The sequence below is a fragment of the Allorhizobium sp. DMC15 genome (genome assembly GCF_056314065.1).
Genome location: NZ_JBQUZB010000007.1, coordinates 61,798 through 85,440, shown reverse-complemented (window position 1 = coordinate 85,440; position 23,643 = coordinate 61,798). Strand labels below are relative to the sequence as shown.

At 58.0% G+C, this 23,643-nt stretch carries 19 protein-coding genes and 2 pseudogenes; 16 read left to right on the top strand and 5 right to left on the bottom strand.

The window, feature by feature from the left end; genetic code table 11:
* Nucleotides 1-108: 108 nt before the first annotated feature.
* Together ACT53S_RS22500 and ACT53S_RS22495 are read right to left on the bottom strand one after the other, a co-directional pair.
* Complete coding sequence (locus ACT53S_RS22500) at nt 109-2,334, bottom strand: S8 family peptidase (RefSeq protein ID WP_476068666.1); 2,226 nt, start codon at nt 2,332-2,334, stop codon at nt 109-111.
* 121 nt (nt 2,335-2,455) lie between these two features.
* Nucleotides 2,456-3,538 (bottom strand): AAA family ATPase, encoded by a 1,083-nt coding sequence (locus tag ACT53S_RS22495; protein WP_476068665.1) that lies wholly within the window; start codon nt 3,536-3,538, stop codon nt 2,456-2,458.
* A 497-nt stretch (nt 3,539-4,035) separates the two neighbouring features.
* Between ACT53S_RS22495 and yhhA the strand changes: the two genes are divergently transcribed.
* The 5 genes from yhhA to ACT53S_RS22470 are packed head-to-tail and all read left to right on the top strand — an operon-like array spanning nt 4,036 to nt 8,911.
* A complete protein-coding gene (gene yhhA, locus ACT53S_RS22490; RefSeq protein ID WP_476068664.1) occupies nt 4,036-4,215 on the top strand; it encodes a YhhA family cyclophane-containing RiPP in 180 nt (59 codons plus the stop codon).
* Between the two features lie 16 nt (nt 4,216-4,231).
* Nucleotides 4,232-6,370: a cyclophane-forming radical SAM/SPASM peptide maturase YhhB gene (gene yhhB, locus ACT53S_RS22485; RefSeq protein ID WP_476068663.1), complete on the top strand. Its 2,139-nt coding sequence runs from the start codon at nt 4,232-4,234 to the stop codon at nt 6,368-6,370.
* A gap of 1 nt (nt 6,371) precedes the next feature.
* Entirely contained in the window at nt 6,372-7,355 is a 984-nt protein-coding gene (locus ACT53S_RS22480) for a hypothetical protein (protein WP_476068662.1), read from the top strand.
* Nucleotides 7,355-7,825, top strand: coding sequence for a GNAT family N-acetyltransferase (locus ACT53S_RS22475; RefSeq protein WP_476068661.1), 471 nt, complete (start codon nt 7,355-7,357; stop codon nt 7,823-7,825). Before ACT53S_RS22480 ends, ACT53S_RS22475 begins: the two co-directional genes overlap by 1 nt.
* A 27-nt stretch (nt 7,826-7,852) precedes the next feature.
* Entirely contained in the window at nt 7,853-8,911 is a 1,059-nt protein-coding gene (locus ACT53S_RS22470) for a glycosyltransferase family 2 protein (protein WP_476068660.1), read from the top strand.
* A gap of 163 nt (nt 8,912-9,074) precedes the next feature.
* Here ACT53S_RS22470 and ACT53S_RS22465 read toward each other — a convergent pair whose 3' ends face one another.
* Both ACT53S_RS22465 and ACT53S_RS22460 read right to left on the bottom strand, forming a co-directional pair.
* Nucleotides 9,075-10,136 (bottom strand): siderophore-interacting protein, encoded by a 1,062-nt coding sequence (locus ACT53S_RS22465; RefSeq protein WP_476068659.1) that lies wholly within the window; start codon nt 10,134-10,136, stop codon nt 9,075-9,077.
* Nucleotides 10,133-11,083: an MFS transporter gene (locus tag ACT53S_RS22460; protein WP_476068658.1), complete on the bottom strand. Its 951-nt coding sequence runs from the start codon at nt 11,081-11,083 to the stop codon at nt 10,133-10,135. Before ACT53S_RS22460 ends, ACT53S_RS22465 begins: the two co-directional genes overlap by 4 nt.
* Nucleotides 11,084-11,864: 781 nt before the next feature.
* Between ACT53S_RS22460 and ACT53S_RS22455 the strand changes: the two genes are divergently transcribed.
* The 7 genes and pseudogenes from ACT53S_RS22455 to ACT53S_RS22425 form a co-directional block, all read left to right on the top strand.
* The gene (locus tag ACT53S_RS22455) at nt 11,865-12,320 is read left to right on the top strand and encodes an RNA polymerase sigma factor (RefSeq protein ID WP_476068759.1); all 456 of its coding nucleotides are present in this window, start codon (nt 11,865-11,867) and stop codon (nt 12,318-12,320) included.
* Between the two features lie 157 nt (nt 12,321-12,477).
* Nucleotides 12,478-13,470, top strand: coding sequence for a FecR family protein (locus ACT53S_RS22450; RefSeq protein WP_476068657.1), 993 nt, complete (start codon nt 12,478-12,480; stop codon nt 13,468-13,470).
* Nucleotides 13,471-13,582: 112 nt separating this feature from the next.
* Nucleotides 13,583-16,003: a TonB-dependent siderophore receptor gene (locus ACT53S_RS22445; RefSeq protein ID WP_476068656.1), complete on the top strand. Its 2,421-nt coding sequence runs from the start codon at nt 13,583-13,585 to the stop codon at nt 16,001-16,003.
* 44 nt (nt 16,004-16,047) lie between these two features.
* Nucleotides 16,048-16,929, top strand: coding sequence for an ABC transporter substrate-binding protein (locus ACT53S_RS22440; RefSeq protein WP_120278078.1), 882 nt, complete (start codon nt 16,048-16,050; stop codon nt 16,927-16,929).
* Complete coding sequence (gene fhuB / locus ACT53S_RS22435; protein WP_476068655.1) at nt 16,926-18,866, top strand: Fe(3+)-hydroxamate ABC transporter permease FhuB; 1,941 nt, start codon at nt 16,926-16,928, stop codon at nt 18,864-18,866. Before ACT53S_RS22440 ends, fhuB begins: the two co-directional genes overlap by 4 nt.
* A gap of 90 nt (nt 18,867-18,956) precedes the next feature.
* Nucleotides 18,957-19,733, top strand: coding sequence for an ABC transporter ATP-binding protein (locus ACT53S_RS22430; protein ID WP_476068654.1), 777 nt, complete (start codon nt 18,957-18,959; stop codon nt 19,731-19,733).
* Between the two features lie 181 nt (nt 19,734-19,914).
* Nucleotides 19,915-20,067 (top strand): annotated as a pseudogene (locus ACT53S_RS22425) (integrase core domain-containing protein); the annotation flags it as partial.
* A gap of 97 nt (nt 20,068-20,164) precedes the next feature.
* On the opposite strand, the pseudogene ACT53S_RS22420 reads toward ACT53S_RS22425, so the two are convergent.
* Nucleotides 20,165-20,434, bottom strand: a pseudogene (locus tag ACT53S_RS22420) (IS6 family transposase); the annotation flags it as partial.
* Nucleotides 20,435-20,605: 171 nt separating this feature from the next.
* Here ACT53S_RS22420 and ACT53S_RS22415 point away from each other — a divergent pair.
* Genes ACT53S_RS22415 through ACT53S_RS22400 form a run of 4 tightly spaced genes read left to right on the top strand, consistent with a single transcriptional unit; the run spans nt 20,606 to nt 23,412 of the window.
* Nucleotides 20,606-20,944, top strand: coding sequence for a cupin domain-containing protein (locus ACT53S_RS22415; protein WP_476068653.1), 339 nt, complete (start codon nt 20,606-20,608; stop codon nt 20,942-20,944).
* 16 nt (nt 20,945-20,960) lie between these two features.
* Nucleotides 20,961-21,434 carry a hypothetical protein gene (locus ACT53S_RS22410; RefSeq protein ID WP_476068652.1) on the top strand — a complete coding sequence of 158 codons (474 nt, stop codon included), beginning with the start codon at nt 20,961-20,963 and terminating at the stop codon, nt 21,432-21,434.
* Nucleotides 21,435-21,440: 6 nt separating this feature from the next.
* On the top strand, nt 21,441-22,412 hold the full coding sequence (locus ACT53S_RS22405) for a hypothetical protein (protein ID WP_476068651.1): 972 nt from the start codon (nt 21,441-21,443) through the stop codon (nt 22,410-22,412).
* A gap of 28 nt (nt 22,413-22,440) precedes the next feature.
* The gene (locus ACT53S_RS22400; protein WP_476068650.1) at nt 22,441-23,412 is read left to right on the top strand and encodes a hypothetical protein; all 972 of its coding nucleotides are present in this window, start codon (nt 22,441-22,443) and stop codon (nt 23,410-23,412) included.
* Nucleotides 23,413-23,643 lie beyond the last annotated feature (231 nt).

Below are 23,643 nucleotides of genomic sequence, written 5' to 3'. Positions count from 1 at the left end.
CAGTCTGCGCTTCTGTGCAGGCGGACAAGAAATGAGGACCGATCGCGCGTCAGTCCTTCTACCGCCGCTCTTCATCTCCACCGCCATACGCAGTCACTCGGTTGCGGCTTAGACCGCGACCACGGCCGCTGCCATGTTGTCGATAGCGGCCTGTACCTCGGCATAGAGCTCGGCCGGGACAGTACCGGCGTCAATTTCGACGACCAGCGCAAAGCGAGCATTAAGGTTATGGGGATTGGAGATGCTCTTCGCTTTCCACCATCCGGTCACGGGATGTACTGCAATCAGATTGCGGCGTGCAAGATCAGAGGCAGCACATGTCAGCTGATCAATCTGCAGCGATCCGACATCGCGCCGGTTCGGCCCAAACATCCAGCCATCCGGTTCCTCGATCGTTCCTTCGTCTGTTTGCTCCGCAATCTTGCTGATCCTCTTAATAAAGGCGCCCGGCTTTTCATTAGGCCTGTTCAACTTGAAGCGCAGATTGTGCGACGCATAACGGTATTTGTTGCCGCGGGCCGGTTCTGATGGGTTTGGCAACATAAACGTGCTGAGGCTGATACGCAGCTTGACCTCGGTTGCGCCAAGCCGGCGCAGCTCTTGGATCGGCCAAGGAAGCTCGAACAGCTTCAGCTCGTTATGGATGTGCTCGGCATTCTTCGTGGCGCTCTTCTTGTAGGGCTGGATCGCGTCCTCGACTATCAGCGTCAAGGCATTCGATGCGCTGCGCCGTGCCCGCTCCATATCCGGAACGCCATAGCCATAACGCCTGAAGAGGATCCCCAGATCCGTCTTCGACGGCTGCTGAGGAACGTGGCTGAGCATCTGGTTGGTCCATCGGGCCGACGACACGAAGATTGCTCGCACGGTTTCCGGCCAGAGCTCCGGATAGTCCGACCACAGCGCGGTGATGTCGCGCGAGGCAAGTGCAGTCGCCGCACTGGTTTCGCCGCAAGTCGTGAACGCGCGCGCCGGATATTGGTGATCGGTGGTGAGTGGCGCAAGGGCCGGATGTTTCATCGGCGGCGGCGCGCCGTGCATAAACCAGTTGCCACCCTCGTAGACGACGTCAGGCTTGATCGGCCAGTAGGATTGCCAGCTTGCGGTCCGCGATGACGGCGCCAGATCGCCCATGGGAGCAACGCAAACACCGGGCTCCCCCGGCGGAAGCGTGACCTTCTGCGTATAGGCGCCAACACTGATTGCATTCCATGCTTGCGCTGGCGATTCCAGCTCGTTGTCGGGGTGATCGGAGACGGCGAGATAATCGCCACCGGTGAAAGCGTTCTGGTCGCTGTTGCCCGCCGAGACCAGAATAAGTCGCTGGCGTCTTTGCAATCCTGATGCGCCGGATGCGAGCTGATCGATTTCACTCGACCAGGACGTCGGAGCGCCGTCATGTGGTGTGTCGTCTTCCGTGGTGCTCGCCAGGCAGAAGGTCCGCCGCCGGACCGCAGTCGCCTCCGCCGCATTGATGCCCTTGCGGGTCACGGTTCCGAGCAGATGATGGGGATTGTGACCGGCATCCGGCATGATCTTTGCTGATTCCAGCCGGTGACCGATGGTGATCGGCAAGGTGGTCTGCAACGCCGTGCTCAGATCGCCGAACAGCGCCAGGCCGGCCAGCTGTGTGCCATGCCCGACGAAATCGTTGACGTCCCATGCCGCCTCCGCAGCATGCCGGTCGGCTGCCGCCAGTGCGGGCTGGATCAGTGGATGGGACCGGGTCACGCCGCGATCGAGGAGCGTGATGTAGCTCGGATCGGCGTCGACGGAAAATGTCGTGCGGCCGACAAGGTCACCGACCCATTCATGCTGTTCCTCGATCGGCATAGCATCGAAATCGTCCGCGGTGCGGGTTGGCGTCGCCAGCGCCCGGACACCGCCAAGATTTCGGACTGCGGCTGCCAGTTCGACGGCAGTCGCAACCGCGATCACCACCACATCTTCCGGGAATTCCAGCCTGTCGGTTCCGACCGCAACACCGTAGTCCGCGGCACTGGCGAGAAAGCCAGGGGCGTCCGACCTTCCAAGCCACACTTCCCAAGCCTGCTTGCCGGGCTGGGTCGGAAACCGGCCACCGGGACTGCGCCATAAGGCCCGGAGCCCGGCCTCGGAAATCGCGCTGATGCTTTGCACCAAATCGGCGTTCTTCGGCGGCTTAAAGCGTCCGTCCTGGTTGACCGGGAGATCACCGCCAAAATCCTCGATCTTCTTGCGAAGCTTCTCGATCCCCTTTTCGGTCGCGAACACCGTTGCTTCCGCCGGTGCGCCAGGCTGCTTTTCGACTTTGAGAAGCGTCAGCCCGCTGGCGTTCAGGCTCTTTGTGACCATCACCTCATGCGGTCGGCCTTCGATCGCAAGATAGACACCCGGAAGATTGTTCGCAGCAATATTTGGAAGGTGGTCGAGTGCGGTCAGCAGCGCCTGTGCATGCGCCTCACGGTGGTTGACATCACTCGGATGTTTTGACGATCCGCCGGTTTTTGCTGCGAACGGGCGTGCTTTTCCGATTCCGCTCAGTGTGAAGTGGCGCCGATCTCGAGCCATGCTTGTCTGTTCCTATGCCTTGCAGCGAACGCCTCCGCTCCAGCGATGCCACCACGGCTGAAGTCTCGACGGCGCCCGAATCGAGAATGACAGCACGGCGCGCCGCGTCTTCAGCAGCCGCGATCACGTCGGCCGTCGACAGGCCATCGGCGCAGCCGGTGATCTGACTCCAGTTGATCGCGCCGACGTCGAAGCCGTGCAGCCGGCGGCGCATCGCCTTTTCGATCGCGTCCTCGTTCGGCAGATCGTAAGACAGGACCAGATCGAAGCGGCGCAAAACCGCGCGGTCGAGCAGTTCGGGAAGATTTGTGGTCGCGATGATGATCGACGGACCAGTGTCCTCGTCGAGGAACTGGAGGAACGAGTTCAAGACGCGTCTTGCCTCGCCGATATCGTTCTCGTTGCCGCGACTTGAGGCCAGGGCATCGATTTCGTCGAAGAGGTAAACGCCGCGTGTCGTCTTGATCGCGTCGAAAACCATGCGAAGCTTCTGAGCAGTCTCGCCCATGAACTTCGTGATTAGCCCGTGCAGAAGAACGGTAAAGAGTGGATAGCGAAGTTCGGCAGACAATGCCGCGGCCGTCAGGGTCTTGCCGGTCCCCGGCGGGCCGGCCAGAAGCACCCGCCGCCGTGGCCGCAGGCCGCGCTCTTCGAGCTTTTCGGCATGGTGGATCTCAACGACCAGATGCTGCAGTTCGTCTTCGATAACAGGCGGCACGATCACATCGGCCATCCGAGCCGTCGGATAGCTAGCGCCAAGGAAACCCGAGAGTTCACCGCGCGGGGCGACAAGGGGCGTCAGGTTGGGCCGTTTCTGTTCCGGCGCGCTGGCGCCGGCCTCGGCCCACTGGCGAAGCTGTTCGGCAAGACGGCTGTGGCCCTTCTGGGATTCGGCGGCAGCCAACTGCATCGCAAGGTCGTAGAAACGATCCTTGTCACCTTCAGCATGGCTCTTCACGAGCCCTATGATCTGTTGTGCCGATGCCATGATCTTAACTCTAAGCGTGTTGCCGGATTTAGGAAGTCCGGAACGGTTATACAGGAACTTTCTGAACAGATTTGCTTGAATCATGCCCGATCCGGCTCGCCCGGACCTTACGATCTAGAAGGAGCCACAGGCATAACGCTCCGCCCCGACAGTTGTTCGCAGGCTGATAGCAGCAGGGGGCGGTCGCCGCCACCCGATTGAGGGAGAATGAGACGAAGCGAAGAACGGCGGGAAGGAACATGATCACAGGGCTTCCGCGCCGGCGTCGGTTGCGCTCTCCGATCGCCTTGCGTCCGGGGGGTATTGACCTCGCACCTTTATTTGATTTCGGGAGCTATCCTGAACTCACTCCATCCGGCCACCAAGCACAGCAGAAAGTAGAGGACTTATTCTAACTGTGCTGAAACAGGGAACAAGCTTTCGATTTATAGAAACTTATTGAAACTCAAACCTGGACACGCTATTCAGTATTTGTCACTCAATCAAAGGATGTAAGCATGTCAGACGTGCAGCAGGAAGTCCCGGGCGTTGAACAGGCATTGAAGACCACGGTCATGCGCAGCCAGTCGGAAAATCCGGCGATCCAGCGTCTCAAAAACCGGATCCTCGCGACCGCAGAGGCCAGCGAAGTCATCACCAGCTACGACCGGATGCATCACCGGCATAACCGCTCCTAAGCTCAGGTAGCTACCTGTGGCGGCGCGGATCACGTCGTTCCTGATCAAGATCGCTTCCCGGTGCAATCTCGATTGCGATTACTGTTATGTGTATCACCACGCTGATCAGAGCTGGAGATCCATGCCTAAAACCATGCCTGACGATATACAGAAATCGTTTGCCGACCGTCTTGCCGAATATGTACGGGAAGAGGGCCTGCGCCGTGCCGTGATCATTTTTCATGGCGGCGAACCGCTCCTTGCCGGGGCGGCCACTATCACGGGGTTTGCGGAGAGCCTGAAAGCCGCGGTCGGGTCCGAAGTCATCCTGGACTTTGCCCTGCAGACCAACGGCATCCTTCTTACGGATGCCGTCCTCGACCAGCTCGAGCAGGCCGACATCTCGGTCTCTCTAAGCCTCGATGGTCCGAAAGCCGCCAACGACCTTCACCGAACCAGCCGAAAAGGTCGCTCGAGCTTTGAGACCGTCATGGGAGGCTATCAGCGTCTGGCCTCGCGGCCTGGTATCTTCGCGGGGATCATCGCGGTGATCGATCCACGTATCGATCCTGAGGATCTTTTCCAGTTCTTTGACAAACTCGGTCCACCCAAACTGGACCTGCTCCTTCCTGATGCCCACCACCTTCGCCCTCCGCCAAGCCGGGCAGAAAACCCGTCCGTCTACAGGGACTGGCTGATCCGGGCGTTTGACCTGTGGTTTGATCGCTATCCGCATCTTCCGCTCCGGACGTTCGAGGCGCTGCTTGATGTGGCCGCAGGCCTGCCTTCAGCAACTGATGCTTTCGGTTTTGGCGACGTGAACCTTTTGTCGATCGAAACCGATGGCAGCTACCATGACCTCGACGTCCTCAAAATCGTTGCTGATGGCGCGTCCGACCTGAAAGGCTCGGTTCGTGACACGGCCATCTCGGCCGCCGCGGCGTCGGCCGGTATTGAGCGCCACAGAAACCTTCTTCGTAAAGAAGGTCTCAGCGAGACCTGTCTCAGCTGCACGGTCGTCGATATCTGTGGCGGCGGATCCGTGCCGCACCGCTTTGGACCGGACGGCTTCAATCACCCCTCGATCTACTGTGGTGAGCTGGCCAGCCTGATCACCCACGTTAAAGGCCGCTTGCTCGAGGACCTCTCTGGTGAGGCGGAAGATCTGGAAAACCGGCTCCCGGCCGCTTTCGACCTCGCGGCTTTTGAACGGGCGGAGACTGCTCCGGACGCACTGGAAGTGTTGCTGGCTGACGCAGACCAAGCCTATGCCGCCAATCTGGCGGCTGTCGTGGCGCACCTAAAAGCAGCCGGCCGCCAGGACCTGGCAGAGCAACTGTCCGCTTTAGATGAAACATCCTTTAACCAGCTGGCTCACCGGCCGGGGGTGGTCGCGTGGACCAGGGCGATCCTTGCCCAATGCGACGGCCGGCAGATCCACGATGTAGATGGTAAGCCTCTCCTGGCCGAAGCCTCTTATCTGGCGGATTTGGTTTCTAGCCTGGATTTGGGCAAGCAGGAGTGGGAGGTCGGCAAATCGGACCCGTGGCTGCGCCTTCCTTTCGGGGAGCAGATCGTCTTCGAACGCGACAATGTCGCTGAAAGCGCCAAGGCAGTGGTCGCCGAAGCGCTTGCCATTGTTCAAAGATGGCGCCCGGCCCTCGCCGAAGAGATGCTGCAGGCCTGCCAGGCAGTCCAGTTCGTGCGCGACCCCACCGCTCATCCTGACAAGATCGTCTCGTTCAGTGACGACACGGTTCCAGGGGCGCTGTTCGTGTCCGTTATGCAGGGTGACGGCCTGATCGATCCGTATGATCTTGCGGATTCGCTTGTTCACGAGCATCGGCACCAGAAACTGTATCTGCTCGAGCGGATGGCACCGACGGTCAGCCGGTTCGCGCCCCGCGTCGTCTCGCCCTGGCGGGCCGACCTTCGGCCACCGTCAGGGCTGCTGCATGCGGTTTTTGTGTTTGTGGAACTGCAACGGTTCTGGTCGCATGTCCTGGAAACCGGACCGGTGCACATGAAGGAACGGGCAGCTAACCAGCTCCGCGACACTGAACGAAATCTGGAACTGGGGCTTGCGACACTGGAGGGCTGCGAGCTTACCCCCATCGGGCGTGCGCTTGCGGACCTTCTTAATAGCGTCCGCACGAAACCGCGGTTGGCGGCATAGGATGGAGATCCCGCTCGATCGTCTTCCTCTGGATTCGGTTGAGCGGCACGCCAGACTTCGCGACTATTTCTGCGACAAGGATGCCCGTGCTTCGGCGGGGGCTGACAGCTGGACGCTAGACTTTCACTGGTCGGCCGATCCGGAACGTTACGTGGATCCTCGTCTGGCCGACGGTCTTGCCTGGTGGGGGGAGGGGGTCCGCTATGAGACCATGTTCAGCGCCCAGCGCCGGCATGGCAAACTCCTGCGCTGTCTTTACGACAGCTGGACTCTGGCCAGCTGGAGCCGCTGGCTTGCTGATGGGCATGGGAAGGGTGCTGCACCCGTTATCCTGCATGTGGATGACCATCGCGACTTCGGATCGCCTCGTCTCGAGGTGACGGACTCTGGTTGGCGCGACCTCATCAGTGGCCGGCCGTTCGTGCTTGCCGATCCTCAATCGGTGGAAGCCGCGATCGTAAGCGGCGCGGTCGGCATGGGCAGCTTTATGACGCCATTCTTGCACCAGATTCCGGGCTGTGAAATCAGGCATTTGTGCCAGCCTCCGAAAACCACTGGCACCCTGATCCAGATTCTGCAGATGGAAACGGTCTCTGACGACTTACTGGCCTGCCAGGGGCGCCGGCCAACGATCGAGCGGCACATCGCGGATGGAAGCACCTATGGATTGCGCTATTTAGCCACTTGCGATCCTGACAAGTGGCTGGATGAGATTGAAGATCGCCCCATGCTGCTGCACGTCGACATGGATTATTTCAACAACCGATATGACGGGGACAGCGACTGGGCATTCAACGAGGCCAGGCTTGATCCCTCTCTCGATACGATCCTTCAGAAAATCGATGCGTTGACGAGGGCTCTGACCGGCCGGGACCTGGTCAGGCGCATTGACGACATTGTCATTGCCTACTCTCCCGGCTTCTTCCCGGCTGAATTTTGGAAAGAGGCGGATGCGAGGCTGGTGGCCGGACTGGGACTAACCTGATGGTGGCACGCGCTACGCCCTCGAAAAATGCGAAGCGGCGCGTGTCTTCAGCACCCCGCAAAACGCGCTCTCAACCGCGCGCACCAGCTGATCCCGCAAGGATTCAGCTGGTAAGGACAAAGGGCACGAAAGGACGGGGCGGCGGGCCGGATGGAGAGGCCTGGCGGATCGAACTGGACGGCAAACGCTGCGGGACCGTGTTCATCAATCTGATCGACGAGCCGCCGATCGGCAAGCACGCTTCCCTGCAGATCTATCTGAACAAGGCGAGCCAGGGCCGAAAGATCGGCAGGCTTGCCTATGCTCGAGCGGCTGCCCTCAGCAAGTATGACGCCATTTATGCGCACATGCAGAAAGCGAATATCGCTTCCGCACGTGCCGCTGAAGAGGCCGGGTTTGTGGAACTGGATCCTGATGCGCACCGCCAGAAGGTGATGGTGTGGCGCAGGAACGCACCTGCGCAGGAATGATATGACTCCGTTTGCGAGTGCATTGCCATGATGACGGCCGTTGTGATGCCATGCCTAAATGAGCAGCTTACCTTAAGGCGGTCCGCCGCGTCTCTGGGCTTCGGCCTGGGCAACCTGCAGGACCCTCCGGATGCGGTGTTGATCATGGTCGACAACGCCTCCCGTGACGAAACCCGTGCGATTATGGCGGAAATTCAGCGCGCATCGCCACCTGGCGCCGTGATCGTATGCGATGAAATGGAAAGAGGTTATGTCCCACCGCGGGTGAAAGGCATCGCTGCCGCCGCCCATGTCGCAGAATCTCGTATGCTACAGCCAGATGAGCTGCTTATTCTTCAGGTCGACGCCGACACCTACTATGATCCTGGTTATATCTGCGCGTTTCAGGAATCTGCCGGCGCTTTTCCCTCAGATATTCTGTTCGAAGGGGTGACCCGTCCACCACATCGCTTCGTAAGCGGACATCCGGGATTTCAGAGGCTGGCCGACGAGACAGACGCAGCACTAGCCCTCTGGATGGCCGACGACTACAGCAATATTATCATCGATGACAAGGTGAGTGCCTTCTCCTACCGAAGCTACCTCTCTTGGGGTGGCCACAGAAGGGAGTACGACAGCTTCGGCCGGGAAATTCATGCGGAAACCTCACGCCTTTATCTGCGCGGCAAGCTGTCAGGGGCCAAATATAGGCGCGTGACAGCCGCAACGGCGGCGCCTTCGCGCCGTAAGATCCTGCGGAACCCGATCCGGCATTTCGCGACAGCAGGGTTGCCTCGCAACGAGGCCTGGTGGCGCGATTGGAGCATGAGCTACAATGGTCCGCGAACGCTAGACGCATTTGAGAGCCCCAACGCCCTTTCACTCCTGAAGACGCCTATCACGACTCGGACCGCTCATCTGATTGGGATGTTCAATCTACTTCCAACCCTGGTCCAGTTGATCTCGAAAGAAACGCCTTCCGTCCACCAGCATCCTTGGACGCACTCAGCCTACGAAGGATTTACCAGCCGGCAGAAGGAGCTAGCTGTTCCGGCGATCTTCGAATTCACGACACAGTGGATAGACGTGACCGCAAAGCTCACATAACAATCTGTTGTCCAGAACGCTCCGCCCAAGTCTATATTTATCAGTTATTTAGATTTTTAGATCGGCTTGTTGTAGGTTCATATCCCTTCAAGGCGGCAACCTGCGTGAATCTATTCTCGCGCTCGGCATCAAGCGCGGCCTCGGTCTGGCGATGTTCAAGTCTTCAATCTTCCTGACGTGCGCCCCCACGGATACCGGCGCGCCAATAGGCTACCACCTGAGCGTCAGTCCTATAGTCGAAGTCAACCGATTTCAGGTGGTTCCTGACAACCTCTGCCGCACTATGTTCGGCGCCGAACCAGACTAAACCTTGCCATCCAGCGGCGGCCAGTTCGAGCATTTTTGATGGTGCTTCACGGTTGAAGCGCCCCAAGCCAAATCTGTGAAGTTCAAGGCTGCTCGCAGGTAGGTAGGTCGCAGCATCAACTTCCTCAGGCATCTCGACCAGCAGGTGCCCCTCCAGCGGGCAATCCGGCTCCTCAAGCATCCTCGCGATCGCGGGGAGTGCTGTCATATCTCCTCCGATGATGGCAGGTCGCCCATTATGCTTTAGAGGCAGGCCTCCTCCAGGTCCCATCACGCCAATCACATCTCCTTCGGCCGCCGACACAGTCCAGTCTGAGATGTTTCCACCGGTGTGATCCATGAAGTCTATAGCAACCCTGCTCGCTTCCGGGTTCACATGCCGCAGCGTGAAATACCGTACATGCAGCCGGTCCTCACCCTTGGGCCAACGCGTTGCTCCGTTTGGATGAACGCCCGGCCATGTCGGAGGGCGCCCAAGCTGAGCGGGAAGCATCAATTTTACATGCATGCCATCTTGAGTAAGCGGCTGAAGATCCTCGCCCTCAAGCCACAATCGCGTCATGCCCGGGATAGGCCGAAGTCGCTCCACGACTCGAAGCTCGCGAAAGTTTGGCGGGAACATCTGTCGGTCTTGATCAGGCCATCGCAGCTTTGCTGCGACCTCCGGGTCGCATTCTTCGAGATGGTGGGCAACCGCCTCTTTCAAGAAGAAAAGGGCATTTGCACTCACCGCTTCTATGTCCACGACTAGCGCCTCAGGCTCAAGTTCTATCGACAGCATGTTCCCCTGATGTTCTATGGTCAGTCGGCGCGTATCTGTATGCGATGGAGAAAAGCCGTGTTCAACGATGTGATCCTGCAACGCCAGAAAGATGCTATCGGCCGAGGTTGCCGCAACGGACGTTGAAACCTTGATCATGCCGCCTCCTTTAGAAGTCTTTGATTTCGCGCTATCCAGGCTCCAAGCGCAGCACCAGCCAGCGAAACAGTGCCCCCGACTAGCAATACGGAAGGCAAGCCAAGTCGATCCAACGCTGCGGATCCCACTGCATTGATCAGGACTGCGGCGACGCCGCCAAGGGCGCCGAAGACCGCAATCTCCGTTGACGCAGTGCGATGATCAACCAGGCGCATCAGCAATGACTGAGACACCACGGCTCCCGCGAACACCAGTGCGACCGCACCGACGATGAAAGCGATCGCCGGGCGGGCTTCGTCATCCACTGTCAGCACAGTGGCGAACGTGAGAGTCCAGACACCCGATAGGGCGCCGAGCACCAACAAGACCTTCAGTTCGTCGACGCGCGTGATGACGCTGCGGGCTGCTAAAGCCGCCAGCATTCCAGCGAGATTAGCGACAACGATGCCCCAAAGGCCTGCCTGTTGTACTCCAAGGCCCGCGTCTGACAGGATCAGCCACTTCATGCCATAACCGATATCGATCCCCACCGTTGTCACAGTGATAACTTTGAATAAGGCAGCCAAGTTCTTCCGTCGAAAGAGGGAGAAGATGGCTGCGAAAGTATGGGCGACGGAGGTTGTCGTGCTCTTGATTGTCTTCTGGTCCAGCTTGTGGAGCAGCATCAGAAGAAGGCTCAGCGCTGACTGAAGGAAAACTGCACCTACAACTGCGCGCCAGCCCAAACTGCCCAAAAGATAGAGGCCTACGGCCCCGAGAAGGAGCCCGGCGAGGCCCGCAGCCGCGCTTTGCAAAGAGGCTGCGCGGCCGTAGTCTTCAGAGTGCAGCAACGTGGTTGTCATCTCAGCCAGCGCCACAAGCGGTGTCCCGAGCGCGATGGGCAGCGGAGGCAACATGAGAATAGTGCGCATTCCGTCATCGGCAGGATCGCCCCAGAGCAACATCATTAGATCTGCTCTGTCTCTTCATTCTGACCTCAATTGCAAGGCCGGGCTCAGCCTTAACCGTCGCCTCAAACGGGTGCTGTCCATAGAGCTTTCCAGCCAGCACTCGAACGTAACCGAGGGCAATGACACTGATCTCACCGGTTGCGAGCGCGCCGGCCCGCTTCGAGCGAACCTCGACATCGCGATCTCCAGTCTGAGATGTCGCGGCGTTTAAATTGTCTGTGGTGAAGGTCTGACGAGGCTTCATATGGCAACAAACGTGAAGGAAGCTGGTCGGGTCGATGCCGTTTTCTTAATAAGAGGGCAGCCTTGTTCGGTCAACTGATGACAGAAGGTTCAGCAGGACAGGGAGGGCACCGATAGACAGCCAGTTAAATTCGCCTGGCTCGCTTTCTACTCGCTGATCATGGAGGAATAGCAAGTCGCGGGTTTAATTCCCTTCAAGGCGAAGCATGATCAGACGGAGGACTCATAGCTACGGTGTTTCACGCTCAATATGGCATCCATCTGGCTGTCATGAAGAAATAACTTGTATTTACAAATCAAGTTATCTGTTGCGTGGTCCCGTGCCCCGATTTAGGAAGGGAACACTGACGGCGACCAACGGATGTTTTGAGTGCCAAATGCCCCTGGTGCGTATCAAATGGCGAACGGTGCTTCATCGAGGAGATGATTTTGCTCTCCCGGATGTGGTGCGAAAAGCATGCGGAGGGCAGATTGCGTGCCTGCCATATTGAACGCGATTTTTGCCGCCCACCGGCGCTCCCTGCTCTGGACCGTCATGCGTATTGTGCGCGACCCGCAGACGGCGGAAGACTTGGCGCAGGAGACCTATCTGCGCGCTCACAAGGCGGTTGAGAGCGGACGGGTCGAGCATATCGAGGGCTTTCTCCACCAGACGGCCCGCAATCTGGCGCTGGACCATCTGCGGCGTCGCAGGACACGGGCGGGCGCCGAAGTGCAGGGTCTGGACGAGCATTCGCTTGCTGGGATCTCGGCTGACATCCCCTCTATCGAACAGGCTTTGATCCAGAAGCAGGCGTTCGGCGTGTTTCAGCAGGCGCTTGCTGCCTTACCGAAGCGCGCGCAGACGGTTCTGGTCCTCAGCCGCATCGAAGAGTGGTCGAATGTCCGCATCGCAGACCATCTCGGCATTTCCGAACGGACCGTCTTCAATGATCTAAAACTCGCCATGGCCCATTGCCGGGACGCCATGGCGCGTCTGGACGGAAAGTGAGGACAACAGGATGGCGTTTTCTTTAACGGTCTCGCCCGCAGTGATTACTGTGAATACGGGCCGACTGTTCGTCTCTATGAAGAATTTTGCGGGATTGGAGGTGCTCATGCGTCAAGGTATCAGGAACCCGCAAACACGCTTTGAGTGGATCGGCTAAGTGGGACATCAGGACGCGCAGGACAAGGACCGGACGGTCAGCGACTTCACCCATGCCGATCCTGTGGTGGATCAGGCCCTGGGCTGGCACTTGCGGCTGCGCGACGGCAAGCAGGATGCGGCGACACGCGCTGATTTTCGTGCATGGCTGGCGAAGGATCCGCGACATGAGGAGGAGTTTCGAGGCCTTGAGATCGTGTGGAACTCGGAACCTTTTCTTGGAGCCGTGAAAGCCCTGCCTGTCACCCGGTCCGTACTGATGCGGCCGAACGGCTCCCGCTGGCCACTGAGGGCTACTGCTTTGGCCGCCTCGGTTCTGATTGCTGCGGGAATCTGGCAATTCCCGGCGCTGACGATTGCGCTCCAGGCGGATTACGTTACAGCGACGGGGGCACAGAGGCGTGTTCCGCTGCCGGACGGCTCAACGATGTTGCTCAATACCGATACGGCGGTGGCGTTGGACTTCGCTGCCGGCCGGCGTCACATCCGCCTGCTGCGCGGCGAAGCCTTTTTCGATGTCCTACACGATGCCGCCCATCCTTTTACCGTCAGCGGCCAATATGGCGAGGTCGAAGTGCTGGGCACGGCTTTTTCGATCAGAACCGGCGCTAACGAAGATGCGGTCATGCTTGAGCGGGGCCGTGTCCAGGTTCTCTGTCTGTGCGATGGCAAGGATAGCGCGGTGCTGCAGCCGGGCGAGACGGTCAGCATAACGGCAGCGTCCGTGTCGCCGGTTCATGCCGCCGATCCATCCGCGACGCTTGCCTGGCGCGAGGGCCGGATCGTCTTCGAAAACGCGCCTCTTGGTGATGTTCTCGACGAACTGCGTCGCTATCACGGTGGAGCGATTCTGGTCGCAGATGAGCGGGTGAACCGGATGAAGGTCACCGGCAATTATCGCCTCGATGATGTCGAGGGCGCGGTTCGGACTCTCGCCGACGCGGCAGGGGCCGGATTCTACCGCGTTCCCGGCGGCCTGATAATCCTTCAATAAAATCTCAACTTTTTTTGCCGGTTTTGAAACCCTGCTGCGTCCTTGCTGACAGAGGGGTCGCAACGCCTGTTGTGCGGCCGATTCATATGTGTTGAGCGAGGGTAGGACGAGTATGGCAAGGGGCAAAAAAAAACGCGTTGAGACCACAACTGAAGAGCGTCGTCGGCACCAGACAACGGTGCTTCTCGCATCCACCATGCTCGCCTGCATGGTCGGTTTTGCTCCGAGTATTGCGTCTGCCCAGGCGCAGTCTGTCGCGGGTGCCACGGAAACAATCAGCTTCCAGATCCCGGCCCAGCCGTTGTCGGCAGCCATCAATGCTTTCATCCGCCAGAGTGGCTGGCAAATCAGCTATTCGTCGGCGCTGGCCGCCGGCAAGACCTCGACGGCCGTTTCCGGCAGCATGAAGACGTCTGCGGCTTTGCAGCAGATTGTCAAGGGCACCGGCATCACGGTCAGGATCAGCGGCGCAGGCTCGGCGGCTCTGGTCGGCCCCCAAGCGGCAGATGCAGGTGTAGCGGCCGCCGAGGGTTCCACCGTCCTCGATCCGATCACGGTTGTCGGCGACAACGACGGGGCCAACAGTTTTGTCTCGTCCAGTTCCACGGGGGCACTCAAGACAAATACGCCTCTCATAGAAATCCCGCAATCGGTGTCGGTGATCGGCCGCAAGCAGATTCAAGCGCAGAACGCACAAAGCGTGTCGGAGGTCCTGCGTTATGTTCCAGGTGTTGCGATCGAAACTTACGGACCGGATCCGAAGGGTTATGACTGGATCATGATGCGGGGCTTCAACGCTCAAGCCACAAGTTCCTATCTCGATGGACTGAGACAGGTTTCCAGCAGCTACAGTTTCTTCCGTACTGATCCGTACGCCCTGGACAGTGTCGAGGTTCTGCGTGGCCCATCATCTTCGCTCTACGGCCAAAGTGACGCTGGCGGCATTGTCAACAAGACATCGCGGAAGCCGACAGCAGACAGGGTTCGGCAGGTTGAACTGCAATACGGAAGTCACGACCGGAAACAGGTGGCATTCGATTTGGGTGGTGCGGTCAACCAGGAAGAGAGCGTTCTTTACCGGATCATTGGCGTCGCTCGGAATGCGAACACTCAGTTTGAGTATTCCAACGGCGCAGATATTGGGGACGACCGGCTGATGATTCAGCCGGCGGTGACCTGGAAGCCCGATGAGGATACCACGCTAACGGTGACCGGTCAGGCGCTGAAGGATAAGAGCGGTGGCACGATCATGCTCTTCACGCCGACGAACATTCTCCTAGGTGACCCCAATTTCAATCAGAGTACCCAGGAGCAACAGAGCATCGGCTATAAGTTCGAGCATCGGTTCGACGAGACCTGGACATTCCGCCAGAACGCGCGCTACGGCCACGTCGACTTCACACTCGACAACCTTTTTCTATCTGGGCTCGCCCCATCTGGCCTCACCCGTATTGCCCGGCATTTTGATGAGAGCTTTGATACCTTTTCAATCGACAACCAGGCACAAGCCGAGTTCGAAACGGGTGCCCTCTCCCATCAAGCGCTTTTCGGTCTTGATTACAGCTGGTCTGATGCCGATGTCAGGCGTTTCCAGGGGGCGGCGCCGTCTCTGAATCCTTACGCACCTGTCTACGGCGTCACTGTCCCGACGCCCAAAACGCCCATGATTAGTTATGCGGAACGCTACAGTCAGACGGGCATCTACGCCCAGGACCAGATCAAGTTCGGCAATGGCTTTATCGCAACGCTGGGGGGGCGCTATGACTGGCTCAACCTGGACACGCATAATCGTCTGACGGATGCTGATACCAATATCAACATCGGTAACTTTTCCGGTCGCGCCGGCCTGAGCTACGTCACGTCCTCCGGTCTTGCTCCCTATGTCAGCTACTCGCAGTCCTTCGTCCCGAACGGCGGTGTGGATCAAGGCGGCAACACCTTCGATCCCTCGAAGGGCCGCCAGTGGGAAGCGGGCGTGAAGTATCAACCTGATGGCTTCGATGGGCTGTTCACGATCTCCTATTTTGACATCGAAAAAACCAATGTCTTGAACTACCTTTCCAACGGATTTGCCGTGGCAACGGGCGAGATCGCTTCGCGCGGTCTGGAGCTGGAGGGCAAGGTCAGCCTGGGCGGCGGCTGGGATATTGTCGGTTCCTACACATACACCGATGCGGAGATCACACGCGATGCCACCGGCAATGTGGGAAAACGCCCGATGCTCGTGCCGGAACAGCAGGCCTCGGCCTGGCTGAACTACACGTTTGAGACGGGCCCTCTGGAAGGGGCATCGATCGGGGCCGGCGTTCGTTATGTCGGCAAGGTCTACGGCAACAATGCCAATACGTTCTCAGTGCCCAGCCGGACGCTGGTTGACCTTGGGGCAAGCTACCGGATCAACGAGCATGCGAAGGTCTCATTGAATGCGACCAACCTGTTCGACAAGAAGTACTTTTCGACCTGCGAGGCGAGCTACTCCTGCTATCAGGGCGATCGACGTACTGTCATCGGCAAGCTGACCGTCGATTTTTGAGATTGGGGAAGGCGCGGCCGCAAGGTCGCGCCTCCACGAAGGTCATGTTGAACAGACGCTTTTTCATCACCGGTAGCCTTGCCGCTCTTCTGCCTTCGATGCCAGTTCTGGCCGAGGACGCAACGCGCATTGCCGCCGTGGATTGGGCTGCCGCCGAGTCGCTTCTTGCCTTGGGGGTCACGCCGCTCGCCGTTGCCGATACTGGCTACTACAACCAACGCATGCCGCAACTCCTGCCCGTCGCGACCCACGACATCGGGCCCTTCTGGGAAGTCAACCTGGAACTGCTGGACAGGCTCCGCCCGGACCTCATTTTCATTGGCGCTGCTAGCCTGTTCATGACGCCGCGTCTCAGCGAGATCGCGCCTGTCGAGGTGGTCGAGGATATGACCGGCGATAAGGCTTACGGGCGGGCGGCAGCCATTCTGCGTCAATGCGGACGTGCTGCGGGCCTTCCGTCCAGTCAAGTCGAGGCCGTCCTGTCAAACATAGAACAGCGAATGCAGGGCCTTGCCGCCAGCGTTTCACCTGCGCGGCCGGTTTGCATTTTGCTGCCGGATCAAAGCGGCAGCCGCGCCATGGTTTACGGCAATGGCAGTATGCCCGGCTCGGTGGTCACCCGTCTTCGTCTAAAAAATGCGTGGCAGGGACCAACCAACGCCAATGGTTTCATTCAGGTCGGGTTCGATCAGCTGATGACGCTGGACGATGCCGTTTTTATGCAGATCGAGATCCCGTCACTTGCTCCGCAGACGAACAGGGCCCTGGCCGACAGTCAGCTTTGGCATCGGCTTCCCGCGGTTCGAGAAGGACGCGTGGTGCGCATGCAGCAGTTCTATCCGTTCGGGGGATGTATTTCGACGCTTCATCTTGCCGAGGCTTTGGCGCGCGCGCTTCAAAATCCCTTCGGAGCTGGTATACCATGAACTTCACCCTTGCCCGACGCGGTCTACCGCGTGGCCTCGTCCTGATCTCCCTGCTGGCTTTGCCGGCTCTTGCTCTTGCCGCGCTGGCCATCGTCCAGGTCAAAGAACCGGCCGTCCTCTTCTACGCGACTTTGCCGCGCATTGTTGCCGCGCTGGTTTCCGGCTGCCTTCTGGGGTTGGCGGGCGGTGTGTTTCAGAGAACCTTCGACAATCCGCTTGCCGAACCGTCCCTCCTCGGCATCTCCGGAGGAGCGGCACTCTGTCTCGCCGCATCGCTGGTCTTTGCCCCGGTCTTATGGTCACACGGATATCAAATCGTAGCACTTGCCGGCGCGCTCATAGCACTTGCAACGGCTTTCGCCGTTGCCTGGGGGCCTAACCTTTCGTCCCAGACACTGGTGCTGGCCGGTGTGATGATCAATCTCTTCTGCAACGCTGCCTATGCAGGCCTTGTCCTTTTCAATCATGATTTTCTCAGCAATCTCCTGACTTGGCAGGCCGGTTCGCTGCAGCAGAGTGGCTGGGTTCCGTCGCTTCGCCTGGCGGCGCTAGCCGCTCTCTCTCTCGGTCCGATTCTTCTCCTGGAACGACCGCTACGGCTGCTCTCTCTTGGGGATGGTGCGGCCGCGAGCCTCGGTCTTTCGGTGCGCACGGTAAAGCTGATCCTGCTTCTCATCGCCTCGCTGCTGGCCGCGTCCGTCACAGCAGAGTTTGGCCAGATCGGTCTCGTGGGGCTGGCGGCCCCGGCGCTTGCACGCGCGATCTGGCGCGAGACGCAGGCGGGGTTGATCCGCTGCGGTGTGACGGGCGCTCTGCTTCTGCTTCTGACGGACCAGGTCATGCGTTTGCTCTCCAGCGTGGTGGGCGATCTGCCGGTCGGCGCGGCTGCAGGGCTCCTGGCGGGACCGTTGCTGGTTTTTCTTGCGCGAAAGGCCACGCTCAACGCGTCTAGGCCGTTCACGCTCGCCTTCGCGGCACGCGGGCATGGGAATGTTAAGCAGCTCATGATTCTGGCATTGCTTCTGTTGGCTGCATTCGGGATCGCCGCATTCGTGGGACGAGGACCGGAAGGATGGTCACTGGCGGGGTGGGACGATCTGGCTCTGGTCTGGCGATGGCGCCTTCCGCCGCTCCTGGCAGCAAGCGGTGCTGGCCTCTGCCTCGCGGTCGCGGGCTTCATTTTGCAGCGCTTGCTGCGCAACCCCCTTGCCAGCCCCGATCTTCTTGGCATCAGCCACGGTGCCGGCCTCGCTCTTGCGGTCGCTATCGTCATCCTGCCGACGCTCGGGGTTGCAACAAAACTGGCAGTCACCTCTCTAGGCGCCATTGCCGCCCTGTTGGTCGTGACATTGCTCGGGCTTCGAGCGCGGTTTGAGCCCACGCGCATGCTGCTGCTCGGCGTCGGCCTCGCAAGCATGGCGAATGCCATGCTCGTCATCGCGCTTGCCGGTGGCGGACAAAGAGGCGCCGCACTCCTCGGATGGTTTTCAGGCATGACCGCAGGCGTGAATCTTGCAACGTCGGTCGCTGCATGCCTGGTGGGTTGTGCCGGTCTCCTAGCCTGCCTTTTGCTCCATCGGCAGATGGACCTGATAACGCTGGGCGATGCGGCCTCCACGGGGTTCGGTCTGCGGGTGGCCGTCGTGCGCGGGGCCGGAATTGCTCTCGCCGCGATCCTGACGGCCGCCGGTACCATGGTTGTCGGTCCAATCAGTTTCCTCGGCCTGATGTTGCCCCATGCCGCCGCAATCCTGGGTTTTCGCAAGGCAGCAGAGGCATGCGTTGCAAGCGGTCTCATCGGCGCATTGCTGATGACGCTCGCGGAGTGGCTAAGCCGTAATCTTGTCTGGCCCTGGGCGCTTTCGCCGAGCCTGTTGGCCGCGCTCGTCGCCGGACCCTGGTTCCTCTGGCAACTGCGCCGTCAGCAGAGACAGTGAGCAGATAGCCCTTGTCATTGCAAACCATTCTATTCCAGCGATAGCAGGAGACATATTCCCATGCCGCTTCCAACACCGGTCCCCGCACAGATGGCGCCGAAGTTCTCCTTGCAGGGAGTTTCCTTCAGCGTTACCGGCCGCACGATCCTGCAGCCGCTGGATCTGGACCTTGCGGCGGGCAAAACAATCGGTCTCATCGGACACAACGGCTCAGGCAAATCCACTCTGGTCCGGCTGCTGGCCCTGCAGATCAGGCCCAGCACCGGACAAATTCTGTTGGATGGACGCCGGTTGGAAACTTGGTCGAACCGCGAATTCGCCAGGCACCTTGCTTACCTCCCACAACAGACGCCGGTGCCCGCAGGAACCAGCGTCCGCGAGCTCGTCAAGTTCGGACGTTATCCCTGGCATGGTCCTCTTGGCGCTTTTGGCAGGCTGGATGAAGAAAAGGTGGAGGAAGCACTCGACCTCACGCAAACCACGACGCTTGCGGAGCGTTCCGTCGAAACGCTGTCCGGGGGCGAACAGCAGCGCGCCTGGATCGCCGCGCTCATCGCACAGGATACGAAATGTCTCCTGCTCGACGAACCCATTTCGGCACTCGACATTGCACATCAGATCGCGGTGCTCGATCTCGTCCATACACTCACCAAGGTGAGGGGGCTCTCCCTCGTCATGGTTCTCCACGATATCAACATGGCGAGCCGCTACTGTGATGAGATCATTGCGCTCCGGGACGGTAGCCTCATCGCCAGAGGATCGCCAAGTGACATCATGACGCCCGATCACCTCAAGCGCATCTACGGGGTGGATTTCAACATCCATCATCCAGATGATGGTGGACGGCCGTCGGCACTGCTTCGCTGATCAGCTGTTGGGCGCATGCGTAATCGGCCATCGATTGCAAAAAGCTGGCGCTGAAGCAGGACTCAGGCGGGGCGCCTGTTCGAATCCGTTCAAGGCGGACGTCCGAATTGTCAAACTCGATAGTGTCAATCGGTACGCAGACGCCGATTACCCCGCTAGTGGGGTCAATTTTGCACGCCGAAACACCCACTGGTTCCTGACCCTTGCGGATTCCCGCGAAAAGTTGGAGACTTGGCGTCGATACTACAACGAGGAACGTCCTCACTCAGCGATCGGTTATAACGTCCCGGTCGCCCTGCATAATCCCGGTGGCGCAACCGGCCAGCCATCGTGAGCAGCAGCCGGAAAACTCCAGCTTCCGGCGGTCCAAAGTTTGGTCCCAGAGCAGGAAAACCCAAGACTCTCCCGAAAATTGGAGGGAAGTCGGGTCTCAGGTCAACCACGACCTCGTCCAGATGCCAGACGTTGCTCGGGCTTGGCGCTTTGCGGCGCAAGCGGCCGGCATAATCCGGCCCGTACTTCTTCGCCCAACACCGGATCATCCCATAGGAAACCATGATGCCGCGCTCCAGCAGCCTCTCTTCGACCAGATGAAGGCTCAGCGGAAATCGGAAATACTGCCAGAGCGCGTAGGCGATCACTGATGCAGGGTAATGATGGCCTTTGTAGCTGACAAGATTCCGGCTCGCGCCAGCGAGCAAGCATCGAACGCCTTCAGTGAAGTTAACTTGACATCATCCGCCGGGGTCGACTCACGCCGCGGTATCCTTAACCACCCTCCGAGGGCGCTGCGTATAACTACCTAGGGGTATATCGCCCCCATAGTCACACGCATAAACTTGCATCCTCGTGAGGTTAAATTTGGTTTTGTGATGGCTGATGGTTGTAGTTCGTACGTCATGGAGCAGGGCGAGATCGTTGTCGAGTTGCTGAAGCACACTGCGTTCGACGACCATCACACTTGTTGCGTTGACCTAATACATTTTGGCCCCACTGGCACGGCCAACAAAGCTCACTCAACGTTTACGGAGATTTTCCTTCATGTATCGGGGGAAGGAATAATATTCATAAATGATCAACCCTGCAGGCTCAGCAGCGGTGAGGTCGTTCTCGTTAAGAAAGGAGATAAACACCGTTTTTCGGTCGATAAAAATTTGGTTGTATATTCTGTTTGCTTGCCGAAATTTGACTACAAAGACTATATTGAATAGGATGAGGAAATTATTGTTGGCGGAATCAGTTCTAAGTCATCTCTATTTTTTTGGCGATCTTTCTTATCATCTGAAGCGGATTGGTCGGTCTAAAGGTATTCCCGGGGAGCAAACTAGTTCAGTGCTGCGCGAGGTTTGTCATCTTCTCCTGGAAGCGTCCAAAGCAGTCGATCATCGCACGACGAACTTCAACCTTTTTAATTGGGGCCATGCTCGAGCACAGCTCGCTGACGAACTGAACACGCACGGCGCCTACAACGATATTATTGTTTCTCCGGGTTGCAATGGCGAGTATGCCCTAGCGGACCTTAACGCTAGCTACGAAAGCAGTTTCGGAACTAGTCTTTGTGGTCGCGCTATTAGCGTCAGGCTAGCTCACTGGTACGATAAGAATTCTGCGGCAGATCCGCGCAGGGCAACCGAGTCATTTGAAGCGATCCGCAATACACTGACGAATTCTGGGTATCTGGAAAAGCTCGAAGGTATGTGAGGCCGTATGTTCGATCCTTCCATCGCCATGTCCGTCTTACGCAGTGAAGTTGAAAAGTCCTTAGTGCGAAAAATCGCTGACTGCAGAGACATTGATGTCGAGTACGGTGACTGCCAAGTCGCCTACATTATCGGCGACAAGGGTAGCGACTGCCTTAGAACGTTTTGTGATCGTACGCTGAACGCAAATCAATTCAGTTGTGACATCACACCATTCAGCCGACGTTCTGGAGTATTCGAAGTGGACGCGGCGGGAGACAAGTACGTTGCAATACAGCACAGTGGCGTGAAGATCGACAGCATTTATCAAAGGATTGAGAAGATCAAGGCACTGGCGACTGCCGCTGTCGCGACAAAGCAAAATATAATTCTCCCGTATATGATATTATTTGGCATAGAAACATCATGGATTGTAGGGCCGCACCGAGGTGCTAACCTCTTGCAGAGGGTTGCATCTTGTAAAATTACACCTGGCGAATCTATAGGACTGACTTTTACACTTGCGAATAATTTCTGGAGAGATAGACTTCTTCTACTAGATGTATCTCCTCGTAATATAGTTGGAGAATCGGGACAGCCGCTTCTTTGTGATCTGGAGTGGGGGGGTGAGTTCTTCTCAGGTGCATTCGTGGAATACCTCAACGAAATAATTAGGAAGAATTCATTGGAGCTCTTGTACTTGACAAGCCAAAGGTCGCTATCAGATAGGACTTCGTGGGAAACCCTTGAAAGAATCGACGCCCACCTTGTTGCAAAGAACTACGCTGCTGACAGGCTAAAAACGCTGTTCGGGATGTCAGCGCTGGCAGCTTTGCAAGATCACGCCAGTGTCGCCGTAACAATGCATGCTGTGAAGTACTGGTACAATGTTGCGCTAAGGGAGAGGATTTCTGCTGCGGTTCATTACACCGCAAAAGGACAGCTGGACCATGCTAGATCTGAGCTGCGAGCCATGGCGCAGAATGAAGTAATTTCGTAGTTTCGCAAGCCGGGACACTGGAGCAACAATGAATGTAATGCAAGAATTAGGATTGATGGAGCTCTTTTCTCGTGAATTGAGGGAAGATACATTTGTCTTGAGGAAGCCTGGTTGTTCGGACCAAATTTACGACGAATTCATCGAAATGGTCCGCGGTGAAGCTTTGACTATTTCCCGGACCTACAAAATTCACTTCAACACGGCACTATATAACAAAATTTTTGAACCCGTTCTTCCCGAAGTATGCCATCTAATGACATCGGAACCAATCGATCTCGTGGTACTTAGCGGGTCTAATGCAATTTTCAGGGCTCGTTGGGCAAAGCGCCTGATAAGGGCTAAGTATCATAGAAATGCACATGACATCGAAAATTTTATTCACTCGTCAGATTCACCACGTGAGATCGCGTTGCTTGCCGCCGAATTGAATGTTCCAATCTCAAGTGCCGCAGATATGGACCCAGGTCCGTTTTCCTCGCTTGAAAAAGAAAACGTCGTACATGTTGCTGTTGCCGCAGCAGTTGCCCCGCTCGACGGGGTTGCTTCCGCATTCGAGCACGTCAGGAACCTTCGATTCGAGGGAAGCAGAACCGCGTTTGCGCTCGGGATTTCGCTTCCCGAACTGAGCGCCGTCGTATTTCCTCACCCGTTCGATTATGATCAACTAATTTTTGAAAAGCCAGGTCTTTCAAAGATTGTTTCTACGCTGGCAACTAATGACGCGATTGTGGTGCACCATCCCCTTTTAGATGAAGGCGCTCGGCACGACGACGACGCAGCGGTGCGAGAGGTTGTGCACAACATCAGGCGGATGTCTCCCTTGGCAAACGCCATAATCTATTCTGCACCTGACCAACGTTATGGAGCTGAACGAGTGCTGGAGCGGGTGGCACACGTCTCTGACTTAGCGCTTGCCGCGGGCAGCATGGGTTCAGGACTATCATTCGGCACGTCGCAAGACAAATTCCGTCTCTTGGCGGAACGATGGAAGATCTACTAGGAGACCGTCATGACCTCGTCTGATTTGGAAAACTGGGACAGATCCCACATAGGGTTGGCAGCGAGATGGGTTTGGCGGTGCCTCTTCAGAAAAGGGCTCGGACAAGCTCGAAATATTGACGCACCTTGAAAGCCAATCGGCATGATCAGGACGGCGGTCAGAAAACTTGTCTCGGGAAGGGAGAAGATTGCGGAATTTCTTCCTCAAACTTAGGACCCATACCCAGGACAG

Coding starts and splice junctions, on each gene's coding strand:
- ACT53S_RS22500 (WP_476068666.1), bottom strand. CDS start 2,334: ATGGTCACAAAGAGCCTGAACGCCAGCGGGCTGACGCTTCTCAAAGTC.
- ACT53S_RS22495 (WP_476068665.1), bottom strand. CDS start 3,538: ATGGCATCGGCACAACAGATCATAGGGCTCGTGAAGAGCCATGCTGAA.
- yhhA (WP_476068664.1), top strand. CDS start 4,036: ATGTCAGACGTGCAGCAGGAAGTCCCGGGCGTTGAACAGGCATTGAAG.
- ACT53S_RS22480 (WP_476068662.1), top strand. CDS start 6,372: ATGGAGATCCCGCTCGATCGTCTTCCTCTGGATTCGGTTGAGCGGCAC.
- ACT53S_RS22475 (WP_476068661.1), top strand. CDS start 7,355: ATGGTGGCACGCGCTACGCCCTCGAAAAATGCGAAGCGGCGCGTGTCT.
- ACT53S_RS22470 (WP_476068660.1), top strand. CDS start 7,853: ATGATGACGGCCGTTGTGATGCCATGCCTAAATGAGCAGCTTACCTTA.
- ACT53S_RS22465 (WP_476068659.1), bottom strand. CDS start 10,136: ATGATCAAGGTTTCAACGTCCGTTGCGGCAACCTCGGCCGATAGCATC.
- ACT53S_RS22460 (WP_476068658.1), bottom strand. CDS start 11,083: ATGATGTTGCTCTGGGGCGATCCTGCCGATGACGGAATGCGCACTATT.
- ACT53S_RS22455 (WP_476068759.1), top strand. CDS start 11,865: ATGCGTATTGTGCGCGACCCGCAGACGGCGGAAGACTTGGCGCAGGAG.
- ACT53S_RS22445 (WP_476068656.1), top strand. CDS start 13,583: ATGGCAAGGGGCAAAAAAAAACGCGTTGAGACCACAACTGAAGAGCGT.
- ACT53S_RS22440 (WP_120278078.1), top strand. CDS start 16,048: ATGTTGAACAGACGCTTTTTCATCACCGGTAGCCTTGCCGCTCTTCTG.
- fhuB (WP_476068655.1), top strand. CDS start 16,926: ATGAACTTCACCCTTGCCCGACGCGGTCTACCGCGTGGCCTCGTCCTG.
- ACT53S_RS22430 (WP_476068654.1), top strand. CDS start 18,957: ATGGCGCCGAAGTTCTCCTTGCAGGGAGTTTCCTTCAGCGTTACCGGC.
- ACT53S_RS22415 (WP_476068653.1), top strand. CDS start 20,606: ATGGCTGATGGTTGTAGTTCGTACGTCATGGAGCAGGGCGAGATCGTT.
- ACT53S_RS22405 (WP_476068651.1), top strand. CDS start 21,441: ATGTTCGATCCTTCCATCGCCATGTCCGTCTTACGCAGTGAAGTTGAA.
- ACT53S_RS22400 (WP_476068650.1), top strand. CDS start 22,441: ATGAATGTAATGCAAGAATTAGGATTGATGGAGCTCTTTTCTCGTGAA.